General features: G+C 58.4%; 17 protein-coding genes. 3 read left to right on the top strand and 14 right to left on the bottom strand.

Features of this window, described 5'->3' with window-relative positions; genetic code table 11:
- Positions 1-28: 28 nt before the first annotated feature.
- Complete coding sequence (gene cmoA / locus AC0TOY_RS10080) at positions 29-772, top strand: carboxy-S-adenosyl-L-methionine synthase CmoA (RefSeq protein WP_048992239.1); 744 nt, start codon at positions 29-31, stop codon at positions 770-772.
- Positions 769-1,740 (top strand): tRNA 5-methoxyuridine(34)/uridine 5-oxyacetic acid(34) synthase CmoB, encoded by a 972-nt coding sequence (cmoB, locus tag AC0TOY_RS10075; protein WP_061714866.1) that lies wholly within the window; start codon positions 769-771, stop codon positions 1,738-1,740. Before cmoA ends, cmoB begins: the two co-directional genes overlap by 4 nt.
- A 189-nt stretch (positions 1,741-1,929) precedes the next feature.
- Here the strand turns inward: cmoB and cutC are convergent, their stop codons facing one another.
- Together cutC and AC0TOY_RS10065 are read right to left on the bottom strand one after the other, a co-directional pair.
- A complete protein-coding gene (gene cutC / locus AC0TOY_RS10070) occupies positions 1,930-2,673 on the bottom strand; it encodes a copper homeostasis protein CutC (protein ID WP_032647799.1) in 744 nt (247 codons plus the stop codon).
- A 78-nt stretch (positions 2,674-2,751) separates the two neighbouring features.
- Positions 2,752-3,312, bottom strand: coding sequence for a VOC family protein (locus AC0TOY_RS10065; RefSeq protein ID WP_148770083.1), 561 nt, complete (start codon positions 3,310-3,312; stop codon positions 2,752-2,754).
- A 239-nt stretch (positions 3,313-3,551) separates the two neighbouring features.
- On the opposite strand from AC0TOY_RS10065, the gene argS reads away from it, so the two are divergent.
- Complete coding sequence (gene argS / locus AC0TOY_RS10060) at positions 3,552-5,285, top strand: arginine--tRNA ligase (RefSeq protein WP_024909682.1); 1,734 nt, start codon at positions 3,552-3,554, stop codon at positions 5,283-5,285.
- A gap of 57 nt (positions 5,286-5,342) precedes the next feature.
- On the opposite strand, the gene flhE is transcribed toward argS, so the two are convergent.
- The 12 genes from flhE to AC0TOY_RS10000 form a co-directional block, all read right to left on the bottom strand.
- On the bottom strand, positions 5,343-5,735 hold the full coding sequence (gene flhE / locus AC0TOY_RS10055; RefSeq protein ID WP_032647804.1) for a flagellar protein FlhE: 393 nt from the start codon (positions 5,733-5,735) through the stop codon (positions 5,343-5,345).
- On the bottom strand, positions 5,735-7,813 hold the full coding sequence (gene flhA / locus AC0TOY_RS10050) for a flagellar biosynthesis protein FlhA (RefSeq protein WP_024909680.1): 2,079 nt from the start codon (positions 7,811-7,813) through the stop codon (positions 5,735-5,737). Before flhA ends, flhE begins: the two co-directional genes overlap by 1 nt.
- Positions 7,806-8,954 carry a flagellar biosynthesis protein FlhB gene (gene flhB, locus AC0TOY_RS10045; RefSeq protein ID WP_024909679.1) on the bottom strand — a complete coding sequence of 383 codons (1,149 nt, stop codon included), beginning with the start codon at positions 8,952-8,954 and terminating at the stop codon, positions 7,806-7,808. The genes flhA and flhB overlap by 8 nt, the downstream gene beginning before the upstream one ends.
- 148 nt (positions 8,955-9,102) lie before the next feature.
- Positions 9,103-9,747 carry a protein phosphatase CheZ gene (gene cheZ, locus AC0TOY_RS10040; RefSeq protein WP_023312251.1) on the bottom strand — a complete coding sequence of 215 codons (645 nt, stop codon included), beginning with the start codon at positions 9,745-9,747 and terminating at the stop codon, positions 9,103-9,105.
- A gap of 10 nt (positions 9,748-9,757) precedes the next feature.
- Entirely contained in the window at positions 9,758-10,147 is a 390-nt protein-coding gene (cheY, locus tag AC0TOY_RS10035; protein WP_008500431.1) for a chemotaxis response regulator CheY, read from the bottom strand.
- A gap of 17 nt (positions 10,148-10,164) precedes the next feature.
- Positions 10,165-11,214, bottom strand: coding sequence for a protein-glutamate methylesterase/protein-glutamine glutaminase (locus tag AC0TOY_RS10030; RefSeq protein WP_008500430.1), 1,050 nt, complete (start codon positions 11,212-11,214; stop codon positions 10,165-10,167).
- Positions 11,211-12,077, bottom strand: a complete 867-nt coding sequence (gene cheR / locus AC0TOY_RS10025) for a protein-glutamate O-methyltransferase CheR (RefSeq protein WP_023312253.1) — start codon at positions 12,075-12,077, stop codon at positions 11,211-11,213. Before cheR ends, AC0TOY_RS10030 begins: the two co-directional genes overlap by 4 nt.
- A 19-nt stretch (positions 12,078-12,096) precedes the next feature.
- Positions 12,097-13,698, bottom strand: coding sequence for a methyl-accepting chemotaxis protein IV (tap, locus tag AC0TOY_RS10020; protein ID WP_024909678.1), 1,602 nt, complete (start codon positions 13,696-13,698; stop codon positions 12,097-12,099).
- A 44-nt stretch (positions 13,699-13,742) separates the two neighbouring features.
- Entirely contained in the window at positions 13,743-15,410 is a 1,668-nt protein-coding gene (gene tar, locus AC0TOY_RS10015; protein WP_061714863.1) for a methyl-accepting chemotaxis protein II, read from the bottom strand.
- Between the two features lie 84 nt (positions 15,411-15,494).
- A complete protein-coding gene (locus AC0TOY_RS10010) occupies positions 15,495-16,457 on the bottom strand; it encodes a Csu type fimbrial protein (RefSeq protein ID WP_032647810.1) in 963 nt (320 codons plus the stop codon).
- Positions 16,454-18,838, bottom strand: coding sequence for a fimbria/pilus outer membrane usher protein (locus tag AC0TOY_RS10005; RefSeq protein WP_473721782.1), 2,385 nt, complete (start codon positions 18,836-18,838; stop codon positions 16,454-16,456). Before AC0TOY_RS10005 ends, AC0TOY_RS10010 begins: the two co-directional genes overlap by 4 nt.
- On the bottom strand, positions 18,814-19,572 hold the full coding sequence (locus AC0TOY_RS10000; RefSeq protein ID WP_024909674.1) for a fimbrial biogenesis chaperone: 759 nt from the start codon (positions 19,570-19,572) through the stop codon (positions 18,814-18,816). Before AC0TOY_RS10000 ends, AC0TOY_RS10005 begins: the two co-directional genes overlap by 25 nt.
- Positions 19,573-19,586 lie beyond the last annotated feature (14 nt).

Genomic DNA, 19,586 nt, shown 5'->3' with positions numbered 1-19,586 from the left:
CACTTTATTTTTCCCGGATTTTTACGTTATGTCAGATCGCGACACGCTTTTTTCCGCGCCTATCGCCAGCCTGGGCGACTGGACCTTCGATGAACGGGTAGCTGAAGTCTTCCCGGATATGATCCAGCGCTCTGTTCCCGGTTATTCCAATATTATCTCTATGATCGGCATGCTGGCTGAGCGCTTCGTTCAACCCGGCACGCAGGTCTATGACCTGGGCTGCTCGCTCGGCGCGGCAACGCTGTCGGTTCGTCGTAATATTCACCAGGAAGGCTGCCGAATCATTGCCGTCGATAACTCCCCGGCCATGGTTGAGCGCTGCCGTCGCCATATTGACGCGTACAAAGCCCCTGTTCCGGTGGACGTGGTGGAAGGTGATATCCGCGAGATTGAAATCAATAACGCCTCGATGGTGGTGCTGAATTTCACCCTTCAGTTCCTGGTGCCGGAAGACCGCCAGCTGCTGCTGGACAAAATTTATCAGGGGCTGAATCCTGGCGGCGCGCTGGTGCTCTCGGAGAAATTCAGCTTCGAAGATGCCGAGGTTGGCGAGCTGCTGTTCAACATGCACCACGATTTCAAACGGGCGAACGGCTACAGCGAGCTGGAGATCAGCCAGAAGCGCAGCATGCTCGAAAACGTGATGCTGACGGATTCCGTAGAAACCCACAAAGCGCGTCTGAGCAAAGCCGGGTTTGAGCACAGCGAACTGTGGTTCCAGTGCTTTAACTTTGGCTCTCTGGTGGCGCTGAAAGCGGGGAAACCGGCATGATCGAATTCAGTAACTTCTATCAGCTGATTGCCAAAAACCAGCTCTCCCACTGGCTGGAAACCTTGCCCGCGCAGATTGCCGCCTGGCAGCGCGATCAGCAGCACGGCCTGTTAAAGCAGTGGTCAAACGCGGTGGAGTTTCTGCCCGAGCTGACCCCGCATCGTCTGGATCTTCTGCACAGCGTAACCGCCGAAAGCAAAGAGCCGCTTCCGGCCGGGCAGATCAACCGCATCGAAACGCTGATGCGCAATCTGATGCCGTGGCGCAAAGGCCCGTTCTCGCTGTACGGGGTGAACATCAATACCGAATGGCGCTCGGACTGGAAATGGGATCGCGTTCTGCCGCACCTTTCCGACCTGACCGGACGTACCATTCTGGACGTGGGCTGCGGCAGCGGTTACCACATGTGGCGCATGATTGGCGCGGGCGCGCACCTGGCGGTCGGTATTGACCCGATGCAGCTGTTCCTGTGCCAGTTTGAAGCGGTACGTAAGCTGCTGGGTAACGACCAGCGCGCGCACCTGCTGCCGCTGGGCATTGAACAGCTCCCTGCCCTGAAAGCGTTTGATACCGTGTTCTCCATGGGCGTGCTGTATCACCGTCGTTCTCCGCTGGAGCACCTGTGGCAACTGAAGGATCAGTTGGTCAGCGGCGGCGAGCTGGTGCTGGAAACGCTGGTGATCGAAGGGGATGAACATGCTGTTCTGGTGCCGGGCGATCGCTACGCGCAGATGCGCAACGTTTACTTCATCCCTTCCGCGCTGGCGCTGAAGAACTGGCTGGAGAAGTGCGGGTTTGTGGATGTGCGGATTGCCGATGTCAGCGTGACCTCTCTCGAAGAGCAGCGCCGCACCGACTGGATGATCACTGAATCGCTGGAGCAGTTCCTCGACCCGGCCGACCACAGCAAAACCATTGAAGGCTATCCGGCGCCGATGCGTGCGGTGTTGATTGCGACCAAGCCGTAGTTTTCCCCTCACCCCGGCCCTCTCCCCATAGGGGCGAGGGAGAAAAACCGCACCGAGCCGTCCCCTCTCCCCTATGGGGAGAGGGTTAGGGTGAGGAGATAAAAAAAGGCCCCTGTTGAAATTGCAGGGGCCTGGTACAAGCAAGCATCATATTGGGCGACATGATGCGCGGTAAAAATCGGTACGTTGCTACACGTGATGGCGCTCAATCAGCGACTTCATTTCCGCAACCGACTCTCCCTCTACGCCGTAGCGTGAATACTCATCTGCTTCAGCATCCGTCGACATTGACAACCCTGTATTGCGATAACGCATGGGCGAAGGTATCCATTTACCCGCGGAGCTGTGCAGCTCTTCTACCCCAGCGTTTAAAAACCGTTCCAGATTGCTGGCGCGGACTCCCGCACCCGCCATTATTATTGGAACACCGGAATGTGCTTTTAGTTCCGTAATTAATTGCAGTCCTTTTTCAGCTGACGCCTGTTGACCCGATGTCAGAATGCGCGCCACGCCAAGTTCTCCAAGCGTTTCAAAGGCCTGAAGCGGATCTTTACACATATCAAATGCACGATGAAAAGTGACGGCCAGCCCCTGTGCGGCGCTCATCACCTGACGCATGCGCGGGAGATCGATATTGCCGTCTTCATCCAGCAGACCGGTGACCAGCCCGGGGAACCCCAGGTCGCGCACGAGGGCGATGTCTTCAAGCATGGCACTGAACTCGCCCGCCGTGTAACAAAAATCACCGCCGCGTGGGCGAATAATCGGGTGAACGGGAATGGTGACGGCCTGACGGGCAGACTTTAACACGCCGAAGGACGGCGTCAGCCCGCCCTCTTTGGGTGCCGCGCACAGTTCAATACGGTCAGCCCCGTGTTTTTGTGCGGTCACAGCACACTCCACGCTGTAACAACAAATCTCCAGCAGCGCCATTTAATCCTCCTGAAATCCCACTAAACGAATCATCATGCCACGCCGTCCATTTTCAGTCGCGGCGTGAACTCACATCTCTTACGCTTCGCTGGCAACGATCTGCTCAATGGTCCACGGATGAAACTTCACCGTGACCTGTCCGTCCGTGACGGCCAGCGTCGGGTTAGGTAACCGCTCGCGCTCGCCTTTGGGAGAACTGGTCTTCACAAAAATCCCCGGCTTGCTTAAGCCGTCGTCAGAAAGCAGGGCCAGCGCGCGCGCGTTCAACGTCTCCGGCTCACCCGGCAGGACAATTTCGATATGCTCCCAGCCTTCGTGCGGATAACGCTTCTCACCCGGCCACGGCAGTTCAATCACGGTGAATTGCCAGTGCGCCACGTTCACCGGTTCATGCAGTTTAAACAGGCAAATGGGGCGACCATTGATGATGTTCTCAGAGAGCAACACGCCGCACTGTTCGAAACCGCGACGCCAGCGCTCTGCGGTGGCATTCTGATGACAGCGCAAAGAGATGTGATCGGCCTCAAGCGGTGCGATATCCAGACCCAGACGGGTGGCAAGTTCTGTGAACGCCTGGGTGAAGCGCGGTAAATCTGCGGAAATATCATGCAGTTCGTCAATGGATTGCCAGTTCGCCATAATTCACTCTCTTTTCGTGTCGCAAAGCCGCTAATTTACTCTGTTGCCCTGTTTTGACCAACCGCATAATCCGGCTTTTTATGACTGCATGTTTATGCACACCTTCACTGCCTGGATTCTGAGCAATCTTCAGGCCCCGCGATGCTGACGGCAGAAGGCATTTGCAGTATACTCCCGCCCTAAATTCTTTAACTGGCGCGGGCGGTTGTAAGCCCGCATCAAAAACGTAAGGTATCCAGGTGAATATTCAGGCTCTTCTCTCCGAAAAAGTCAGTCAGGCACTGATTGCCGCAGGTGCACCTGCGGATTGCGAACCGCAGGTTCGTCAGTCAGCAAAAGTACAGTTTGGCGACTATCAGGCTAATGGCGTGATGGCAGTGGCTAAAAAACTGGGCATGCCGCCGCGACAGCTCGCTGAGCAGGTACTGACGCATCTGGATCTTTCCGGCATTGCCAGCAAAACCGAAATTGCCGGCCCGGGCTTTATCAATATCTTCCTGGAACCTGCGTTCCTGGCCCGCCACGTTGATGCGGCGCTGAAATCCGATCGTCTGGGTGTGTCCCAGCCGGAAGCGCAGACCGTCGTGATCGACTATTCTGCGCCGAACGTGGCGAAAGAGATGCACGTTGGCCACCTGCGCTCCACCATCATCGGTGATGCCGCAGTGCGCACGCTCGAGTTCCTCGGTCACAAGGTGATCCGCGCGAACCACGTGGGCGACTGGGGTACCCAGTTCGGCATGCTGATTGCTTACCTGGAAAAACAGCAGCAGGAAAACGCGGGTGAAATGGCGCTGGCGGACCTGGAAGGGTTCTATCGCGAAGCCAAAAAACACTACGACGAAGACGAAGCCTTTGCCGAGCGCGCGCGCAGCTACGTGGTAAAACTGCAGGGCGGCGATCAATACTTCCTCGAGATGTGGCGCAAGCTGGTTGACATCACCATGTCTCAGAACCAGCTTACCTATAACCGCCTGAACGTCACCCTGACCCGTGACGACGTGATGGGTGAAAGTCTGTATAACCCAATGCTGCCCGGCATTGTGGCGGACCTGAAAGCGAAAAATCTGGCGGTTGAAAGCGAAGGCGCAACGGTTGTGTTCCTTGATGAGTATAAAAACAAGGAAGGTGAACCGATGGGCGTGATCATCCAGAAAAAGGATGGCGGCTATCTCTACACCACAACCGACATCGCCTGCGCAAAATACCGTTACGAAACGCTGCATGCCGACCGCGTGCTGTACTACATCGACTCCCGTCAGCACCAGCACCTGATGCAGGCGTGGACCATCGTGCGTAAAGCCGGTTACGTGCCGGATTGCGTTCCGCTGGAACACCACATGTTCGGTATGATGCTGGGTAAAGACGGCAAGCCGTTCAAAACCCGTGCGGGCGGTACCGTGAAGCTTTCTGACCTGCTGGACGAAGCGCTGGAACGCGCCCGCCGTCTGGTGGCCGAGAAGAATCCGGACATGCCTGCTGACGAACTGGAAAAACTGGCCAACGCCGTGGGTATCGGTGCGGTGAAATACGCGGATCTTTCCAAGAACCGTACCACCGACTATATCTTCGACTGGGATAACATGCTGGCGTTTGAAGGCAACACGGCGCCATACATGCAGTACGCTTACACCCGCGTGCTGTCGGTATTCCGTAAAGCTAATATCGACGAAAGCGTGCTGGCAAATGCTGCCGTGACCATCACGGAAGATCGTGAAGCGCAGCTGGCGGCACGTCTGCTGCAGTTCGAAGAGACGCTGACGGTTGTCGCGCGTGACGGCACGCCGCACGTGATGTGTGCTTACCTGTACGATCTGGCGGGTCTGTTCTCCGGCTTCTACGAGCACTGCCCTATTCTGTCTGCGGAAAACGAATCGGTCCGCAACAGCCGCCTGAAGCTGGCGCAGCTCACGGCGAAGACCCTGAAGCTGGGTCTGGATACCCTGGGTATCGAAACCGTAGAACGTATGTAATACAAAAAACCCGGCAAGCGCCGGGTTTTATTTTTTGCAGTCCTGCTCACGCAACCGTCAACGGTAGTTCACGATGACAGAATTACTCTGCACCTTCAGCGCCGGGATCAAACGTCCCCCGCCCGGCACTTCCCAGATGAAACGCAAAGGCTCAATGGCCGGTACGCCGTTGAACGCCTGCGTCGTACCATTTTCGCCGTCGATTTCCGTGCAGCGCGTCTGAGAACAAAGACGCACCCGCAGTCCGGCTGGCGTAGGGCCAATCAGCCGGTAGTTCCAGACCACAAGGCCCATCTGACCGGAAACGCCTTCAGAAGGCGAAAGCGGATTAGAGGACATGGCGACGCCCCGGTTGCTGAGGGTCACCCCCATGCTGCTTGCCTGCCAGGTTCCCTCCCCGCCAGCCTGTGCCATCAGCGGGAAGAGCAAAATCCAAAGCCATTTACGCATTATTTTCCTCCAATCGTCGCGGTCATGCGGATATGACGGTTGTCCGACAGCTCCAGATTCGAGAGTACGACCAGCTGATTCAGGCTGCGACGCAGGAAGCGAGACAGCAGCGGACGCAGCGCATGGTTCACCAGCAGCACCGGCGGCGCGCCCAGCATCTCCTGACGCGCCAGCGCCTCCTGGGTTTGCGCCAGCAGACGGTCCGCCAGGCCCGGCTCCAGCCCGCCCCCGCCCTGCAGGGCCTGAAGCAGCAGGCGTTCAAGCGGCGTATCGAGGCCAATAACCTGCACTTCTCCAGTTCCCGGGAACCACTGCTGGGTGATCGCACGCCCCAGCGCCACGCGCACCACCGCCGTCAGCTCGTGCGGATCGCTCTGGATTGGCGCATGCTCTGCCAGCGTTTCCAGAATGGTGCGCATATCGCGGATCGGTACCTTTTCTTCGAGCAGGTTTTGCAGCACCTTGTGCAGCGTCGTCAGCGTCACCACGCCCGGGACCAGATCTTCCGTCAGCTTCGGCATCTCCTGCGTGACGCGGTCCAGCAGCTGCTGCGCTTCCTGACGGCCAAACAGCTCTGCCGAGAATTGCCCAATCAGGTGATTAAGGTGGGTCGCCACCACGGTACTGGCTTCAACAACCGTATACCCTTGGATCTGCGCCTGCTCTTTCAGGGCACTTTCAATCCAGATCGCGGCCAGACCAAAGGCCGGGTCGATGGTTTGCTCGCCCGGCAGCGTGCCTGCGGCGGTACCGGGGTTAATCGCCAGCCAGCGGCCCGGATAGGCATCACCGCTGCCAATTTCAACGCCTTTCATCAGGATGCGATAGCGCGCGGGCGGCAGGTCCATATTGTCGCGGATGTGAACAACCGGCGGCAGGAAGCCCATATCCTGCGCGAATTTTTTACGGATGCTGCGGATACGGCCAAGCAGCTCGCCGTCCTGCTGGAAATCGACCATCGGGATCAGGCGATAGCCCACTTCCATTCCCAGGGAATCTTCCAGCTGAACGTCGTTCCAGGTCGCTTCGACGGCCTGGGTATTCTCCGGCATTTTTACCGGAACAGGTTCCGCAGCCGGTTTGGTTTCACGGCCACGCATCCACCAGGCTAGCCCCAGCAGACCTGCCGTAAACAGCAGGAAGACGAGGTTTGGCATCCCCGGCACCAGACCGAGCAACCCGAGAACCGCCGCGGCAAGCAGCATGACGCGCGGGTTGCTGAACAGCTGGCCCACCATCTGCTCGCCAACGTCCTGATCGGTGCTCACGCGGGTCACGATAACACCCGCCGCCGTGGAGATAACCAGCGCCGGGATCTGCGCAACCAGACCGTCACCAATGGTCAGCAGCGTATAGCTTTCCGCCGCGTGGCCCATGTCCATTCCGTGCTGCAGTACCCCCACCAGCAGGCCGCCGACCACGTTAATCACCATGATCAGAATGCCTGCGATGGCGTCACCGCGCACAAACTTACTCGCACCGTCCATGGAGCCGTAGAAGTCCGCTTCCTGCGTTACTTCCGAACGGCGTTTTTTGGCTTCATCTTCGGCGATAAGACCGGCGTTCAGGTCGGCGTCGATCGCCATCTGCTTGCCCGGCATCCCGTCGAGCACAAAGCGCGCGCCCACTTCCGCAATACGCCCTGCACCTTTGGTGATGACCATAAAGTTGATGATAACGAGGATAACGAACACCACGATACCGATAGCGAAATTGCCGCCCACCAGGAAGTGGCCGAACGCTTCCACCACTTTACCCGCCGCTGCCGCCCCGGTGTGACCTTCCATCAGGATGATACGCGTGGACGCTACGTTCAGCGCCAGTCGCAGCAGGGTGGTAAACAGCAGAATGGTCGGGAACGCGGCGAATTCCAGGGTACGCTGGGTGAACATCGCCACCAGCAGCACCATAATGGACAGCGCAATATTGAAAGTGAAAAGCAGGTCGAGGATGAACGCCGGGAGCGGCAGTACCATCATCGACAGAATTAGCAGGATCAGAATCGGCCCGGCCAGGATCTGCCATTGGGTCGATTTCAGGTTGCCGGGCAGGCGCAACATTGCCACCAGATTAGCCATCAGTGTCCTTCTCGTTCATAAAATCCAGCGCGGCAGGCACCGGAAGGTTCTCAGGTTTCACAGGCCGTTGACCGCCGGCCAGACGCCAGCGCTTCAACTGCCATACCCAGGCCAGCACTTCCGCCACGGCGGCGTAGAGCTGTCCCGGGATCTGTTGTCCAATATCCGCATGGCGGTACAGGGCACGCGCCAGCGGAGGAGCTTCCAGGATCGGCACGCGGTGTTCGGTGCCAATTTCCCGGATACGCAGAGCAATCAGCCCCGCCCCTTTCGCCACCACTTTCGGCGCGCTCATTTTGTTTTCGTCATAGCGCAGCGCAACGGAATAGTGCGTCGGGTTAGTAACAATGACGTCGGCCTTCGGCACATCTTCCATCATGCGGCGACGGGCGGCGGCACGCTGCATCTGGCGGATGCGCCCTTTCACGTGCGGGTCACCTTCCATCTGCTTATATTCGTCACGAATATCCTGCCGTGACATGCGCAGTTTTTTGAAGTGGGTATAAAGCTGGAAGATCACGTCAAAACCCACCATCGGGATAATGCTGAGCACCACTAGCAGCGCGCAGAGCCCGACCAGATTCAGCGCGTTGCTCATCGCGGTGAGCGGTGATTCGCTGATAAGACGCATCATTTCCGGCCAGTGGTACCAGAGGTAAAACCCTGCGGAACTGCCCATCAGCACCGATTTGAGAACGGCTTTGAGCAGCTCAGCCCCGGTCTGGGCAGAGAACATTTTCGCAATGCCCGGCAGCGGGTTCAGTTTGGAAAATTTCGGCTGCAGCGATTTGGCGCTAAAAACCAGACCGCCGAGCATCACCGGCGAGACCAGTGCGACCAGCACAACCCCGGTAATCAGGGGCAGCAGCGCAACCATGGCCCCTTTAATAAGCTGAATAATCTGGCTGAGGATCAGATTCGGATCGTTGACCATGCTGTGGTCAAAGCGTAAGCCGGTGGACAACATTCCCGCCAGTTTGCGGGCGAGCGACTCCCCGCCCCACCAGATAATGCACACCCCTACGATAAGGATCAGCAGGGAGGTCAATTCTCGGGATCGGGGGATCTGCCCTTCCTCACGCGCCTTTTCTAGTCGGTGGGGTGTGGGGGCTTCCGTTTTGTCGTCGTTCTCTTCTGCCACAGTGCATGCTCAGCCCATTACGTCACGGGTATCATGCCAGCGCAGCGGAAATCCAATGGCGGGAAAAGCCCGTTTATTCGGGCTCTTTTCGGTGATTTTGTCGCAAACCGCCTCAGGTGGCGTTCACCTCCTGAGGCGGAACGGACCATCAGAAGCCGAGGCTGTCCAGCAGGTCGTCGACCTGATCCTGGCTTGCCACCACGCCCGCTTTGCTGGCGTCGAGCTGAGGACCATTGAGCAGGCTTTCATTCTCGCGTTTTGGACGGGCTGCCGGCTCCGGAATGTTCTCCAGCAGAACCATCAGCAGCTGACGTTCAATCTCCTGGATAACATCCATCATGCGCTTGATCACCTGACCGGTCAGGTCCTGGAAATCCTGCGCCATCATGATGTCCAGCAGCTGGGCGTTGGTGAAGCTGGTGTGACCCGGCACATCACCCAGGTACTGACGGGTATCCGTCACCAGCTCGCGGGCATCCGCCAGCTCGATAGGGTTCTCAAACCACTCGTCCCAGCGTTTGCTCAGCGCTTTCGCCCCCTTTTCCATCGCATCCTGGTGCGGCTGTGACGCTTCAACGCTGTTCAGCGCACGTTCCGCGGCCTGAGCGGTCATCTGCACAACGTAGTCCAGACGATCGCGGGCATCAGGAATGGCTTCCGCCGCTTCGGCAATCGCCTGATCCAGACCCAGCTCGCGCAGGCTGTCACGCAGCATGCGCGTCAGGCTCCCGATGCGGACGATGATATCGCTCGGCGAGTGTTCTTCAACGGGTTTCATAGCAGGTTGCAACATTTCCATCACCTCACATGCCGAGTTTCTCGAAGATCTTACCGAGCTTCTCTTCCAGGGTTGCCGCGGTGAATGGCTTCACCACATAGCCGCTTGCGCCCGCCTGTGCAGCGGCAATGATGTTCTCTTTTTTCGCTTCTGCAGTGACCATCAGAACCGGCATAGACGCCATTCCCGCATCGGCACGAATGGTTTTCAGCAGTTCCAGACCGTCCATGTTAGGCATGTTCCAGTCGGAGATAACAAAACCAAACCCGCCAGCCTGTAGCTTGTTCAGCGCATCAACGCCGTCTTCTGCTTCTTCAACGTTGTTGAAGCCCAGCTCTTTCAGCAGGTTGCGCACGATGCGACGCATGGTGGAAAAGTCATCCACAACCAAAAACTTAAGCTCTTTATCCGCCATAAAATAATACTCCTGAGTCAAATACGTATTGCCTGTCCGGCACTGATTTTCGCCAGCATCTGCTGGCTTACCTGGCTAAGATCGACCACTTCGCTCACGCCACCCATATTGATGGCCTCGCGCGGCATGCCGAACACCACACAACTTGCTTCATTCTGCGCAATCGTCCAGGCGCCAGCCTGGTGCATTGCAAGCATTCCGGCGGCACCATCGTTGCCCATCCCCGTCAGGATCACCCCTACGGCGTTGCGCCCCGCATGTTTCGCCACCGAATGAAACAGCACATCCACCGACGGACGGTGCCGGTTGACCGGCGGTCCGTCATGAATTTTGATTTGATAGTTAGCGCCGCTGCGCGCCAGCTCCATATGCTTGTCGCCCGGGGCGATATAGGCATGTCCCGGGAGCACGCGCTCGCCGTCTTCCGCCTCTTTCACACTGATCTGACACAGCTTGTTCAGGCGCTCGGCGAACGAACGGGTAAAGCCTGGCGGCATATGCTGAGTGATCAGAATACCCGGACTTGAAAGCGGCAATGGCTGGAGTACATGACGAATTGCCTCTGTTCCTCCGGTTGACGCGCCAATCACCAGCAGCTTTTCCGAGCTGAGTAAGGGACCGGCCTTCAGGGTCGCAGGCGCGGCCATCGGCGTGTGGGCGGCAAGCTTGGCCCTAGACGCGGTGCGGATCTTCTCGGCGATCATTTCGCTGTAGGCCAGCATCCCTTCGCGAATGCCGAGCTGCGGTTTGGTGACAAAATCCACCGCCCCCAGTTCTAGGGCACGCAGGGTGATTTCCGAGCCTTTTCCGGTCAGGGAAGAGACCATCACCACCGGCATGGGCCGAAGCCGCATTAATTTTTCGAGGAAATCTATGCCATCCATGCGCGGCATCTCGACATCCAGCGTTAGCACGTCGGGGTTATATTTTTTAATTAAATCCCGCGCAACCAGCGGATCGGGCGCGGTTGCCACCATCTCCATGTCGCTGTGGCTATTGATAATTTCAGTCATGATCTGACGCATCAGCGCTGAATCATCGACAGACAACACCCTGATTTTACTCATGCTTTTTCCTTACTCAGCGCATATACCGTTTGCCCACGCAGGCTAAACTCACGCGCGAGGTTGCTGAAGTTTTCCGAGTGCCCTGCAAACAGTAAACCGTCAGGCTTGAGCAACGGAACAAACCGACGCAGAATGTCCTGTTGCGTCGTTTTATCAAAATAGATCATGACGTTACGGCAAAAGATAGCGTCGAACGGCCCCGGCACGTTGTACTGCTTATCCAGCAGGTTTACGGGCGCGAATTCAACGCAGTTCGCCAGCTCCTGGCGTACGCGTACCAGGCCTTCATGCGGGCCCGTCCCGCGCATGAAATAACGCTGCAGCTGCTGCGGTGACAGCGTTTTCAGTTCATCCTGGCGATAAACGCCGTTACGCGCCTTCTCCAGCACCTCGGTATCGATATCGCTGGCGTAGACTTTCCAGCGTCCGGGCGTCATGCCCAGGGTATCAGCCAGGGTGATCGCCAGCGAATACGGCTCTTCACCCGTCGAGGCGGCCGCACTCCATACGCGATACTCCCCGGTGCGACGGCGTGCGTGCTCGGCCAGGACCGGGAAGTGGTGGGCTTCACGGAAAAACGCCGTCAGGTTGGTGGTTAACGAGTTAATAAAAGCCTGCCACTCCGCGCTGTTCTGGTTCGCCTCAAGCATGCTCAGATAGCGGCCAAAATCATCCAGCCCCAGCGTGCGCAAGCGCCGCACCAGACGGTTGTAGACCATGTCGCGCTTATGATCCGCAAGCACGATCCCCGCACGCTGGTAGATTAACTGACATATCCGACGAAAATGCGCGTCGGACAGCGCGAGGCGCTGTGTCATCTGCAACAATAATGACGTTTGCCCAGGGGGCATTGGTGATGTCATAGCGCCTTCTTAATTACATTCAGGATACAACTGGCACGGCCTGCGACCGCCCGACTTCTGTTACTGCTTCAACGTGCTCTTTCACATTAAACACTGCGACCAGTCCGGTCAGACGATCTGCCTGGCTGGCCAGCTGATCGGTTGCCGCTGCCGCTTCCTCAACTAACGAGGCGTTCTGTTGCGTCACCTGATCCATCTGGCTGACGGCCTGTGCAACCTGTTCAATGCCGCGACGCTGTTCGTCCGACGCCGAGGCAATTTCGCCCATAATGTCGTTCACCCGCGTGACGGAGGTGACGATCTCGTGCATGGTTTTCGCCGCCGTATCCACAAGCGTTGAGCCCTGCTGAACGCGCGAGACCGACTCTTCGATCAGCACCTTAATCTCTTTCGCCGCGTTGGCGCTGCGGCTCGCCAGGTTACGCACTTCCCCTGCCACCACCGCAAATCCTCGCCCCTGCTCCCCGGCGCGCGCGGCTTCAACGGCGGCATTCAGCGCCAGAATGTTGGTCTGGAACGCGATACCGTCAATCACGCTGATGATGTCACCAATTTTCTGCGAACTGGTGGCAATCTCCTGCATGGTGCTGGCGACATGGGACGCCTGGTCTCCACCTTTCTTCGCCGTCATCGCCGCCTGTTTTGACAGGTCAGACGCCTGACGCGCGTTATCGGCGTTCTGGCTTACCGTCGCGGTCAGCTGCTCCATGCTGGCCGCCGTCTGCGCCAGCGAAGCCGCCTGCTGCTCGGTGCGGGACGAGAGATCGTTATTGCCCGCCGCAATCTCTGAGATCCCGGTGTGCATGGCATAACTGCCCTGCCGCACGTCGCTCACCGTTTCCCGCAGCGATCCCTGCATCGCCTTCAGGCTGGCAAAGATCGCCGAAATTTCGTTCCTGCCGAACACCGCTACCGGACGCGCCAGATCGCCTTTCGCAATACTGTCGAAGTGGCTGCTGATAATCGCCAGCGGCTGGACAATCATTCTGCGCGACCAGAGCAGTGCGGCGCCTGTCAGCAGCCCTGCCAGAATCACCACCACGGCAAAGATGACGCCCGACATATGATAGCTTTGACGGCTCTGTTCACCGGCACGCTGAACAGACTGGTTAATATCCTGCTGCCACGCGTTAAAGCTGCCATCAAACGCCGCCTGCGAGGCCTGAACCGGCGCGGTCATAAAGTCCGACAGCTGGTTGTTCTCAAGCCACGTCGCCTGATGGTCCAGATCGCTGTACCACTGTTCAAAGTTCGTCTTCATGGCGGCCTTCAGCGCTTTCTCTTTCTCGCTGTCGGCGGCCTGCGCCGTAAAAGCTTTAAACTGTGCGTCAGCCTGTTTCAGGCTGTCGCGCGCGGTCGCCATCAGCGCTTTAATGTCATCCGGCGGATAACTCAGCGCGGTTAAGGTTCCCGCCTTGTTCAGCGCAGTGCTTGCCTGCAACAGCACGGCACGCGTTTGTGCCAGTGCGGAGCGCTGCTGATTACTCGTCTCAACTTCCTGCAAATTCTGATAGCCATCGCGAAACGCCCAGAAAGACAACCCGTTACTGCCAACCTGCAACACACCGCAAAGGATCAGAATCAAAAACAGTGTGGTCGAGATACGAATACGATTTAACATCCACGCTCCCATCAAGCGGCAAGCAGCCGCGGTTTAATTGTCAGTCAAAATGTTTCCCAGTTTTCATCTTGTCCGGTCGTCGCGGTGCGCGTACGGCTTGCAGCCGATTCAGCGACTGGCGCGCGATACGTCGCCTGCGGGGTGACCGTGTTTCCAGCGAGTGAAGCGAGACGAAACGCCGAGACGGCCATCTTCAGACGGCTCGCCTGGTCTTCCAGCGCAGCGGCCGCCGCAGCGGACTCCTGCACCAGCGCGGCGTTTTGTTGTGTCACGCGATCCATTTCCGATACCGCCAGGGCAACCTGGTCGATACCACGACTCTGCTCATCAGACGCAGAGGCGATTTCACCCATGATGTCCGTCACGCGGGTGACGGCATTCACGATGTCATTCATGGTCTCCCCGGCGCTTTCCACCAGCACGGAGCCGGTATCCACGCGGGAGACGGAATCTTCGATCAGCGACTTGATCTCTTTTGCCGCATTGGCGCTGCGGCTGGCCAGATTGCGCACTTCCCCGGCCACCACGGCAAACCCGCGTCCCTGTTCGCCCGCACGCGCCGCTTCCACGGCGGCGTTAAGCGCCAGAATGTTGGTCTGGAAGGCAATACCGTCAATGACGCTGATGATGTCGGCGATTTTCTTCGAGCTGTCGGCGATTTCGTGCATAGTTTTCACCACGCCATCCACCACGCGACCGCCGCGCTGCGCCGTCTCGGAGGCGCTTTCTGCCAGCTGAGACGCCTGACGGGCGTTATCGGCGTTCTGCTTCACGGTCGCGGTAAGCTGCTCCATGCTGGCGGCCGTCTCTTCCAGGGCGGAAGCCTGCTGCTCGGTACGAGATGAGAGATCGTTGTTCCCCATCGCAATTTCGCTGGTGCCGGTATAAATAGCTTCTGACCCGTTGCGCACGTTGGCGACGGTGTCGATTAACGAACGCTGCATGTGGTCAACGCTGTTTGCCAGCTCGGTGATCTCATTACGCCCGGAAACGGTGAGCGTTTTGGTCAGATCGCCGCCGGCAATTTCACGAATGTGGGCAATGACGCGGCCAAGAGGGTTCAGCAGGATATGGCGAATGCCGTACCATACTGCGACCAGCACAATGACCAGCGCCAGCGCCATCACGGCCATCTGCCATTTCGCAAAACGATAGTCATTCTGGCTTGCGGTAAAGGCTGTGTGATAGAGATCGCCACTGACCTTCGCGTACTCCCCCAGCGCCGCGCCGAGGGCGTTTTGCATCCCCTGCGTAGGCTGTGCGAAATAGGCGTCCATATTGCCGCTCTCCAGGAACTGAATCAGTTCCGTCAGACCGGCATGGTAGGCGCTGTATTTTTCATCGATATTCTGGCTCACCTGCTCCATCGCAGGCTGCGGGGTGATCTTTTTGAAGGCGTCGTAGTGTTTAGCGGCGTCAGCAAGGGTGGCACGGGCATTTTTCAACAGATCGGTTTTCGCGCTGCTCTGCTGATTGTTGGGATCCATCATCATGCGCGCGGACGAGCGGCTCAGGTTGATACGCGTTTGCAGCATCAGATCCCACGTTGACGTGAGTTCACTTTGCTGCAGACGGAGATCGTTCGAGGCCGCGAAGCTGTCCTGGTTCTGTTTTAATGACGAGAAAAAAAGCCCGCCGGAGATAAGCTGAAGAAGTGCGAAAATGACCAGCACCATCATAAGCATTGTGACAACGCGGATACGGTTCAACATACAACACCTTCTCATAGATTTATTAACGGTGTTATCGGCACTACCCACAGGAACTTTACATTTGAGAAAGGGAAAAGCGCGGGGCTAAAACGCCACGTCAACAATCAGCGTATCGGTGTAGGTTCCGGCGGGTGGCGTGGTCTGATTGGTCAGGACTTTCGCGGTGTAATTGTAGGTGCGCAGCAAGCCGTCGGTGCTGACCTGTGACGATACCGCGCTGGACCAGCGCTCGCTGCCGCTGCCGCCCCAGCGGTTACTGGTGGCTTCTTTATAGATGTCATAGCTCATGGCGTTGCTGCCGCTCACCATGCGCCGCACGTTGTTCAGCGCGTTAGCCCCGTTGTTAATGCCGATGGTATACGTACTGCCTTTGGTACAGGTGACGGCAATCGCCTGCGAAACGGTAGGGAAACTTTGTACCAGCGGTGCGCTGTTGAAGTTCACGTCCGGCGTGGTCATGGCGCTGCAATCGTTGGTAACAGTCATGTTCAGTAGAATGGTGGTCGTCGCGGTGCCCGCCTGATTGATTGTGCAAATGCCGAGCGCGCCCACGGAGCACACGCTGTAGTTAACGCTGAAGGTTAACTGCACCTGATATGGCCCGGCAGTGACGTTTTGTCCGGCGACGGTGCGAAAATAGAGCGGAATGTTGTACTGCTTTGACCCCAGCAGCCCCAGCAAGGTATTTCCACTCCAGGTATACGATTTACTTATCTGTACCTCGCTGCTGCTCGCGCAGCCCGAGAGTCCGCACAGCCGGGTGGGGATCACGTCCGTGATAGTCGCATCATCTGTCCGTTTCATGGTGGCCCGGCTGCTGCCCGAAACCGATGCCGCGGTGTAGGTCAGCGTTACCGAGTCGTTGGTCAGCAGATTCAGTATGGCATCACAGGACACCACCAGCGTGCCGGTGGTTTCCACCTCGCCTGTTCCGCTGAGCGCGAAGGAGGTAACGCTGCCAAATGAGGCATTGACCGTACTGACGGTACACGCCGCCCAGCCGCCGCCGGAGAACAGCAGCAGAATCAACAGCAGCAGGCGCGTCATGGCGCCTCCCGACAAATCAGCGGCCCGTAGGTTTTCAGCTTGTGTTCCGGATTGGCTTCCACGGTCAGGGTCGCCCTGCAGCGTTTTCCGTCAGGCGCTATCACCTCCAGCGGGTTCACATCACTAAGATTTTCCAGCCAGGCGATGCCGTCATACCCCACCACCGCATTGCTGCGCGAGACCCGTCGGACCTGGCTTCCCACCGGCAGCGCCTGCCCGTGCGCATCATGCAGAATAACGCTTGCCACCCGCTCCTGCTCCATCGGGAAATCAACCAGATAGCCGCTGTGACGGCGGATCGCGATCCGTCGCTCGGTCTCTTTCAGACGGGTATCCGCCGGCAGATTCAGGGTATCAATCCGGTAGCTTGCGGGGTAATACGCCGACACCCCGCTGACCAGCAGGTAGCCGTTGTTATTGGTTTTACCGACGGGCTGGTTCTCGTAGCTGACGGGCACATCCGGATGACCGTCGGTACTGATGACCACAAACGCATCGTTGATTTTATTCGCTGCAAACAGTTCGCCGTCCATCAGGACAATTGCGCCCATCGCCTCGCCCCACCAGGTCATGGTATCCCTTTCGCCATAACCGCCGCCCTGCAGCTCTATGTTGTTATTGCGCCAGCCCAGCGTCCCCTGTTGATAATCACTGGATCTTGATTGGTTGGCCCAGGCCATGTTCCAGCTAAACCCACCGTCAGAAGGCATGGAATGGTTATAGTTGATGCGCTGGGTACTGCCTGCATCCGGGGTATTTTCAACGGTGAACGCGGCGCTGTCGCGTGCCCCCAGCGGCACCTGCAGCGACAGCGCGACCGTCCAGTCTCCCCGCTGCTGATCCCGGCTGCCGGCGAGGTAAATACTGCTCGCCCCCCACAGATTGCGGCTCCAGGAGAGATTGAGCAGCTCGGTTTTTTGGCTGTCGAAACTCTCCACGCCGATCCAGGCCGCACCGATGTTGCCGTACTGTCCCAGATTGAAGGTCAGAGAATACTGGTCCGTATTACGGCTGAAGCTGGCGATGGGTTTATCGTTTTCATCATACACCGTCGGCTGGTCGTAAAGGGCCAGATTGCCAAAGCCGCGACCGCGACGCGTGTGCTGGGTGGCGACGCTAAACGCGCTGGTGCTGTACTGGTAACCCCAGTTGATTTGCCCGCCCGCATCATCGCGCATACGGCTTTGCGAGTAAGAGGTATTCACCACGCCAAACTGGCCGAGTTTTATCACGGTCCCCGCCCCGCCCAGCGCCAGCTCCTGCGCCCCTTCCGCGTGGCCTTCCAGCGTTAGCCAGTCTGTTAGACCGTAGCGATACGAGCCGCTGCCCGCCGCGGAACCGTAGTCAAAATTCTTGATGCCGTAGTTACGCCGCAGGCTGCCCAGGGTCACGGCACCGTCGCTGAGCCCTTGTTTAAGCAGGTCGCTGGTGACGTAAAACGGTAGCGTGGTGCTCACCTGGCGCCCCAGCGCATCCGTCGTGACCAGCACCGCATCCCCGGCGCCGTTGATATAGGGCAGATTGGTCAGGGTGAAGGGACCCGGCTGAAGCTGGGTTGAGCCGGAACGATAGCCATTGATAAAGAGATCGACCGAGGTGGGTACCGCGGCCTCCCCCGCGAACTCGGGCAGCGGCCATGTCACCAGGTCAGGGCGCAGGGAGAAATCCCGTCCGACGCTTATCCCCCCCATCCGCACGCTGGAGCTCCAGCTCAGGGCATCGCTGATCACGTCCCCGACGCTCCAGCTCATCGCGTCATCTTCGTTAGTGAACAGCAGGGTCGTGTCATAGCGGACATACCCTTCCTGCTGGCCGTCGTTACCGCTGAAATTTTCGCGCGCGTAGCCGGTGGAGGAAAAGGAGCCGTTCTCGTTGAAATAGCGGAACTCATGCCAGAGCGACGCCTGACCGCCGATATGTTCCGTGTGGTTGGTGTAGAGATCGTAATTCAGCAGCGCCCCGCGCCCGTAGTGCGGTTTGGCCTGCGTCGCTTGCGCGCTGAACGGCGTCACCCGGGCCGTCACCCAGTCGCGGGGAACGGTCAGCAGCAGGCGCTGCGCGGCGCTGTCGTACTCCACCCGAACCAGGGCAAGCGAGGAGAGATTCACCTCTCCGGTGGGAACATGCGCCGGGGGCAGCCCCGCGCGCAGCAAATCGGCGCTGGAGATAAAGAAAGCGCCTTTACGCTGCGTCACGGGCACGACCAGACCGGTGTCGTAGTGGTTGACCACGAGGGCAAGCTGGAAAACCGCTTCATCATGTATCGCCTGTGCCTGGGGCGGCGGCGGTAAACTGTCGTCACCGGGCTCGGCCCAGGTTGCGGAACTGACGCAGAGCAGTATCATCATCGCCGGCTTCAGTTGACGGGCGTCGACTGCCATTGTGCGTCCCTGGCATTAATCTGCGCGCTCATCCGCTCTGGCTGACGAACGCCAGCGGGTACCGGCCAGCTGCGGGTGCTGCCCGGAAGGACGTACCCCAGTAATCCCTCCGCAACCGTGCGTTTCTGCCCTCCCTGCTCCAGCGCCACCTGGCTTAGCCTGACATGGACATCCCCGCGATTTCGGACCTCCAGCGCAGGCTGTCCACCCGCCTGCGTCACCCGCCAGCTCAGGTTTCGGGTCTCCACCAGCGCGTGGTGCGCGCCCTCTTTTATCGTCGGTATCCCCTGTCCATACACAAACAGAGGAATGGAGTATCGCATCTGCAATTTGAGGCCAATGGAGGGTTCGGCTTTGGCATCAGGCTGGGGGATTTCATCGACAATAATGCGGTAGGCCTGTTCGACGCCTGCGGGGACTGAAGTCTGTTTGATAAGGCGAATAAGCTGCTTGCTGCCCGTGCCAATCGTGACGATCGGCGGGCTGGCGACCACGTCCTGCTGCGCGGTATAACGCTCGTGTCCGTCCTCCTGCTTCCAGCGCACGATGCGGACCTGCATCGTCGTGGCGCTGTTTCCCTGGTTCTGGATCCACAGTTCCGTGGCATTGGCGTCCGCAGCAAGCCACGGATCGATCGGCCAGAGCAGGATAGTGGCCGCCGCCTGTACCTGGCCGATTGCCGCAGCCATGCCCAACGCGCCCGCCAGACAAACGGGTCTGAAAAATGGCTTCATCAACACTCTCCCTT

This window comes from Enterobacter sp. PL_is379, from assembly GCF_055817355.1.
The sequence above is the reverse complement of the archived record's forward strand: the minus strand, read 5'-3'. Positions and strand labels throughout refer to the sequence as shown.